The sequence below is a fragment of the Noviherbaspirillum denitrificans genome (assembly GCF_002211445.1).
Lineage (GTDB): Bacteria > Pseudomonadota > Gammaproteobacteria > Burkholderiales > Burkholderiaceae_D > Noviherbaspirillum > Noviherbaspirillum denitrificans.
Window position 1 is genome coordinate 2,789,927 of record NZ_LSTO01000001.1, and the last position, 4,222, is coordinate 2,794,148.

The following is a 4,222-nucleotide window of genomic DNA, read 5'->3' on the forward strand; positions in this document are numbered from 1 at the left end:
AATGCATGCGGAACCATGCCGCCGAACAAATCGTGCTCGCCGTCAATGCCCATGTCCGGGTCGACGTGTGCGCGGACCAAGGTATCGTTTGGTACAAAATACAAAGGCCTGTCATAAACACCTGCAGGATCGAAGCTGCCGCCGTACTCGCCGCCACGAATGGCGGCAATGCGCCTGGCCAGCGTCTCCTGTGTCGCCATTTCATGCAGGCACACGCTTGTCCTGCAGGGATAGACCACAACAATGCAAGGGGTATTCCTTCGTTCGTGCATTGCATTTACCGGTCGAGAAATGGAAGTTGGCATGTGTCGGTCTCCGGGGAACCTGCCGGCCGCGCCATGCGGCACTTTCCCTTTAGAGAAGCAAAAACCAGGCCGCTTGCCTGCATATCCCCGGGAAATGTCAAGTCTCCGGCGTTACCGTCCTGCCACCCTTATTCCGGCAAAAAAGGTTACGATGAGGCCTTGGCCTTTCAGGAAAGGCGCACCCTTCCATGATCATCAATTCCAGTCTTACTACCGCGCAGCTCAACGGCATTCTGAACATTGCCGATGACGCCATCATTTCGGTCGACGCCGACCAGAAGATCATCCTGTTCAACCAGGGGGCGGAGCGCGTGTTCGGCTGGAAGGCGGACGAGATCATCGGCAAGGAGCTGAACAAGCTGTTGCCGCCGCGCTATCACGAAGGCCATCACAAGCACATGGCCGACTTCGACCGCTCCGGCCAGGCCGCGCGCAAGATGGCCGAGCGCCGCGCCATTTTTGCCATGCGCCGCGACGGCAGCGAGTTCCCGGCGGAAGCATCGATCTCCAAGCTCGAAGTCGGCGGCACGGTCATCCACACCGTCATCCTGCGCGACATTTCCGCCCGCAAGGCGTACGAGCGCGAACTCGAGATCGCCAAGGAACGCGCCGAGGCGGCAATGCAGGCCAAGAGCATGTTCCTGGCTAACATGAGCCATGAAATCCGCACGCCGCTCAACGCGGTGATCGGCATGACCAGCCTGCTGCTCAATACCCGCATCGACGAAGAGCAGCGCGATTACGCACAGACCATCCGCGGCAGCAGTGAAGTGCTGCTCACCATCATCAACGACATCCTCGACTACTCGAAGATCGAGGTCGGCAAGCTCGACATCGAGCGCCAGCCCTTCGACCTGCGCCGCTGCGTGGAAGAATCGCTGGACCTGCTGTCGTCCAATGCCGCGGAAAAGAACATCAACCTCGCGTACTTCATCGACGATAGCGTTCCGGCGCAGCTCGTCGGCGATGTCACGCGCCTGCGCCAGATCCTGGTCAACCTGCTGTCGAACTCGATCAAGTTCACCCATCGCGGCGAAGTCGTGGTCTCGGTATCGGCGCAGCAGGACAAGAACCAGGTGTACGAGGTCACCTTCTCGGTGAAGGACACCGGCATCGGCATCCCGGAAGACCGGCAGGCCGAGCTGTTCCAGGTGTTCACCCAGGTCGATGCGTCGACCACGCGCAAGTACGGCGGCACCGGGCTTGGCCTGGCCATCAGCAAGCGCCTGGCGGAAGTGATGGGCGGACGCATGTGGCTGGAAAGCGAGGTCGGCGTCGGCTCGACGTTTCATTTCACCATTACTGCCGAAGCCTCCGGTTCGCAGCTCGCGCACAGCTTCCTGCAGGAGCGTTCGTCCGCGCTGGCTGGCCGCCGCGTGCTGATCGTGGACGACAACAGCACCAACCGCCGCATCCTGGTCAAGCAGTCGCTGCTGTGGGGCATGGTGCCGTCCGCCGCGGCGTCCGCCATCGAGGCGCTGGACCTCGTACGGCACGGCCATGCGTTCGACGTCGGCATCCTCGACATGAGCATGCCCGAGATGGACGGCCTCGGCCTCGCGCTGGAGATCCGCAAGTATCGCGACGAGCAAGGACTACCGCTCATCATGCTGACCTCGGTGGCCAACCGTCCGCGCGACGCGACGCTGGCGCTGGTGAAGTTTGCCGCCTACCTGAACAAGCCGATCAAGCCGACGGCGCTGTTCGATTCGCTGCTGCACGCGATGCGCATCGCGCCGGCGCAGTCGCAATCGCCGCGTCCGCGCGCGCCCAGCGGCAAGCTTGCCGACACCCATCCGCTGAAAATCCTTGTCGCCGAGGACAACACCGTCAACCAGAAGGTCGTGCAGCAGCTGCTCGCCCACCTGGGTTATCGTGCCGACGTCGTCGCCAATGGTGTGGAAGTGCTCGACGCCCTGGAGCGGCAGAACTACGACGTGGTGCTGATGGATGTGCAGATGCCCGATATGGATGGCCTGGAAGCGACGCGCCGCCTGCGCGTGCGTTACGGCGACGCCGGGCCGCGCGTGATCGCGATGACCGCCAACGCGATGCCCGGCGACCGCGAGAAATGCCTGTCCGCCGGCATGGATGCCTACGTGTCCAAGCCGGTCGAACTGGAAGACCTGCGCAATGTGCTGGTCGATGTGAGCGGCAAAGGGCCCGTGGAGCTCGAGGATTCGCTGCCGATCATCGACCGCCGCCGCATCGACCAGTTGCTCGAACTGCAGGATGAAAACAATCCCGCGCTGGCGTCGGACATCATCCAGCTCTTCATCAACGATTCGCCCAAGCACCTGCAGAATATTGCCGATGCGATTGCGGCGGAAAGTCCCGAGCAACTGCTGTCGACGTCGCACCGCTTCCTGTCCAGCATCGAGAACCTCGGCGCGCAACGCATGCGCAAGCACTGCATGGAACTGGAACGGCTGGGGCGGGAAGGATCGCTGGAGGGAACCGAAGGATTGCTCGACAGCTTGCGGCGCGAGTTCGATATCGCCAGGCAGCACCTGCTGACAATCGTGCAGTCGGCCTGATCAGCGCACTTCTTCCATAATCCGCAGCCTTTCATCGAAATTCCACACCCTGCGGATTTCGATCACATCGAAGCGCCGTGCCAGCTCCGGCGGGAATGCGCTGTAGCGCGCATTCATCCGCACGATCCGGTACACCGCCTCATCCAGCTCCGGCCTTCCGCTGGACTGGTGGATCACGACGTTCTCCACGCTGCCGTCGCTGCGCACCGCCACCGTCACCACTGGATCCCGGTGCGCCAGTTCGGCCGCGGCGCGCGGATACATGATGCTGCCGTTACGCTCGATCTTCAGGCGCCAGCCGTCGACATACATCATCACGCCGACATCCACATCCTTGCCGCCGAGGATGGAACGGCGGCGCGGCTGGTCGGTGGCGCTTTCCGGCTGGCGCAGGGCAGGCGCGTCGTTGCGCAAGGTATCGGCGCGCCGTGCCTGTTCGAGTGCGCGGCTCGCCAGCCCGCCGCCCACGTCGCGCGGCAGAGCGTTGGAGCGCGCGCCAGGAGCAGGGCTGTCGCCGAGCACGAGTTCCGGTTCGCGTCTTGGCACATTGGCGGCCTCGACTTCCGCACGGCGCCGCGCAGCCAATTCTTCCGACTGGCGCTCACGCTCGCGTGCCAGGGCTTGCTGGCGAGCAGCTTCAGCGGCTTCCGCCAGCTTCCTTGCCTGCAATTCCATTGCTTCGCGCTGCATGCGTTCCGCTTGCAAGCGCTGTAATTCGGCACGCTGCTTCTCTTCCAGTTCCATGGCGCGGCGCGCAGCTTCCTCGCTTTCGCGGCGCCGGGCTTCCTCTTGCTGCTGTTGCAGCGCGAGCGCTGCGAGGCGGCTTGCCTCTTCCGTCTTGCGGCGTTCGTCTTCCAGTGTGCGGCGCTCGGCCTCTTCGCGCCGTGCCGCTTCTTCGCGTGCCAGCGCACGCTGGCGGGCTGCTTCCTCTTCCTGCCTGCGGGCGGCCTCGGCTTGCTGTTGCAGCCGTGCCGCTTCCTCCTCAGCCAGGCGCGCGCGCAGGGTTTTTTCCGCGTCCGCCTGTTCTCGTTCACGCACGGCAAGTTCCGGCTCGGGAACGGCAGCGGGTTCCGGCATGGACGGCACCTCCGCCTCCTGCTTCACATCGGCCGATGCTTCAGGCAAATTGAACCGGCTGTCTCGTCGTGTGTCCTTGAGCGCGATGACGGGTGTCTCCCGCTTAATGCGCGCACGAGGAGGGCGTGGCGCGCGCGCGCGGGCGGCGGATGGCTTTTCGGACCTGGGTGCGGGCTGCAGCGGAACGAGACGGAGTCCTGCGGACGGCGTGCCGGACACCGGAGGTGAGAGAGGCGGAGGCGGCGGGGCTTCTTCAGTGGCGGGAGCGGCCGGCGTCAACACAAGCTGCAAATCCACCGCCTG

General features: G+C 64.0%; 3 protein-coding genes. 1 reads left to right on the top strand and 2 read right to left on the bottom strand.

The window, feature by feature from the left end; translation table 11 throughout:
* On the bottom strand, positions 1-305 hold a 305-nt coding region (locus AYR66_RS28395; protein ID WP_206047168.1), incomplete at its 3' end, for a DUF3182 family protein.
* 188 nt (positions 306-493) lie between these two features.
* Here AYR66_RS28395 and AYR66_RS13590 point away from each other — a divergent pair.
* Positions 494-2,842, top strand: a complete 2,349-nt coding sequence (locus AYR66_RS13590; RefSeq protein ID WP_088707924.1) for a response regulator — start codon at positions 494-496, stop codon at positions 2,840-2,842.
* Here AYR66_RS13590 and AYR66_RS13595 read toward each other — a convergent pair.
* Positions 2,843-4,222: TonB family protein (locus tag AYR66_RS13595; protein WP_206047169.1), on the bottom strand; the 1,380-nt coding region annotated here is incomplete at its 5' end. It abuts the gene before it with no gap.